The organism is Pseudomonas sp. SDO5591_S426, assembly GCF_054070755.1.
In genome coordinates, this window is sequence record NZ_JBSVXD010000385.1 from 1 (window position 1) to 1635 (window position 1635).

The window sequence follows — 1635 nt, forward strand, 5'->3', positions numbered from 1 at the left end:
GTGTCAGAAACAGATGATGTCGACTGACACTCCGCCATCGCGAGCAGGCTCGCTCCCACAGGTTTAATCGGTGTTTTATCAGGTACCAGCGATCAACTGCCGAGCCGCCTGGCTGTGATCAGCGATCAACCCTTTCAGATCCAGCCCTTCAACCTGCCCATCAATCACCCGCCACTTGCCGCCAACCATCACCCGATCCGCGCGATCCGCACCGCACAACAGCAGCGCAGAAACCGGATCGTGACTGCCGGAGAACCGCAGCTCATCCAGCTTGAACAGCGCCAGATCAGCCTGCTTGCCCGGCGCAATTTCACCGATGTCTGTGCGACCCAACAACTGCGCCGAACCTTTGGTGGCCCAGCCCAGCACGCGTTCCGGAGTGATCTTCTCGGCGCCGTAGCGCAGGCGTTGGATGTACAAAGCCTGACGCGTTTCGAGGATCATGTTCGAGGCGTCGTTGGAGGCCGAACCGTCCACGCCAAGGCCCAGTGGCGCACCGGCGTCGGTCAGATCAATACTCGGGCAGATGCCGGAAGCCAGGCGCATGTTCGAGCTCGGGCAATGGCAGATACCGGTGCCGGCCGCGCCGAGGCGGGCGATTTCGTCCGGGTTGAAGTGGATGCCGTGGGCCAGCCAGGTACGCGGGCCGAGCCAGCCGACGCTGTCCAGATAATCCACGGTGCGCAGGCCGAAGCGTTGCAGGCAGAAGTCTTCTTCGTCGAGGGTTTCCGCCAGGTGCGTGTGCAGGCGCACGTCGAGCTTGTTCGCCAGTTCGGCACTGGCGGACATGATTTCCGGAGTCACCGAAAACGGCGAACAGGGTGCCAGGGCGATCTGGATCTGCGCGCCGTCGCCGCGTTCGTGATACTCGGCGATCAGGCGCTGGCTGTCGTCGAGAATTACCTGGCCTTCCTGCACGGTTTGTTGCGGTGGCAAGCCACCGTCCTTTTCGCCGAGGCTCATTGAACCGCGGGTCAGCATGGCGCGCATGCCCAGTTCACGAACGCTCTCGACTTGCACGTCGATCGCATTTTCCAGGCCTTCGGGAAACAGGTAATGGTGATCGGCCGCCGTGGTGCAACCGGACAACAGCAACTCGGCCAACGCAACTTTGGTGGCGAGTGCTAGCTTTTCCGGAGTCAGGCGCGCCCAGACTGGATACAGGGTTTTCAGCCACGGGAACAACGGCTGATTGACCACCGGCGCCCAGGCGCGGGTCAGGGTTTGATAGAAGTGGTGATGGGTGTTGATCAGGCCCGGCAGAATCACATGCTCGCGGGCATCGAACACTTCATGGCACGGCAGGGTAGGTTGTTGACCAGCGCCGAGCACTTCGACGATCACACCGTCTTGCAGCACCAGGCCGCCACGGGCATCGAGACCGTTGGCCGTGAAAATGGCGAGGGGATTTTTTAACCAGGTACGGATGGCAGGCATGTTGGCCGGCTCCTCTGAAAGTTGGGTTCAGGGTTGCCAGCTCAGTGTTGCCCTGTCTGCTGATCCAGGGTCGCCGGGGAGGCGAGGTGCGAAGTGTCGAACAAAACGCTGTCAGGGGCAAGCCCGGCCCGACAGGACAACACATAACCTTGTAGGAGCTGCCGAAGGCTGCGATCTTTTGATCCTGCCTTTAAAAAT

The 1635-nt window shown here is 61.1% G+C and carries 1 protein-coding gene; it reads right to left on the reverse strand.

Annotation, left to right across the window (positions count from 1 at the left end; genetic code table 11):
- Window positions 1–78 precede the first annotated feature (78 nt).
- On the reverse strand, window positions 79–1437 hold the full coding sequence (locus ACW9JC_RS30165) for an 8-oxoguanine deaminase (RefSeq protein ID WP_457459622.1): 1359 nt from the start codon (window positions 1435–1437) through the stop codon (window positions 79–81).
- Window positions 1438–1635 lie beyond the last annotated feature (198 nt).